Source organism: Pedobacter sp. ASV12 (assembly GCF_016429155.1).
Lineage (GTDB): Bacteria > Bacteroidota > Bacteroidia > Sphingobacteriales > Sphingobacteriaceae > Pedobacter.
Window position 1 is genome coordinate 1 of record NZ_JAELUC010000281.1, and the last position, 478, is coordinate 478.

The window sequence follows — 478 nt, forward strand, 5'->3', positions numbered from 1 at the left end:
GTATGATTTTAAGGTTTGTCAGGCTTGAATGTATAAAGCACCCTCAGCTTATCATCGTTGGGCTGTAAAATAGAGGAGTCAAAATTATACCACCCATCTTGCGGACCTCCCTGACCTTGGTTAAGGTGCACAATTAGTTTGTCATTTTTTATTCTGTACGCATCGATTACAACCGTATGTCCGAAGCCTTTAAGGTCTGAAAAATGAAGCATTAACGGCCTTTTAAGGTCTAGCTCATGGCTAATGACCTTTTTTAGCTTACCGAAACTATATGGGAATGTATGCTTCCACGAGATATATCTGGAAGTTTTCACCTTATAATGCTGTTCGAACAGAGAAGAGGGCGCAAGTTTATTCATGTACCTGTCTCTTATACACATCTGACGCTGCCGACGAACCACGACATGGGGGGGGGGAGGGGGGGGGCGGGGGGGGGATGGAGGGGGGGGGGGGGGGGGGGGGGGGGGGGGGGGGGGGG

Annotated in this window: 2 protein-coding genes; one reads left to right on the forward strand and one right to left on the reverse strand. The window is 49.2% G+C overall.

Annotation, left to right across the window (positions count from 1 at the left end):
* Positions 1-8: 8 nt before the first annotated feature.
* Positions 9-359 (reverse strand): C10 family peptidase, encoded by a 351-nt coding sequence (locus JHD69_RS20305; RefSeq protein ID WP_233166124.1) that lies wholly within the window; start codon positions 357-359, stop codon positions 9-11.
* Here JHD69_RS20305 and JHD69_RS20310 point away from each other — a divergent pair.
* A partial coding sequence (locus JHD69_RS20310) for a hypothetical protein (RefSeq protein ID WP_199142139.1) occupies positions 272-478 on the forward strand: 207 nt, incomplete at its 3' end. The genes JHD69_RS20305 and JHD69_RS20310 overlap by 88 nt on opposite strands.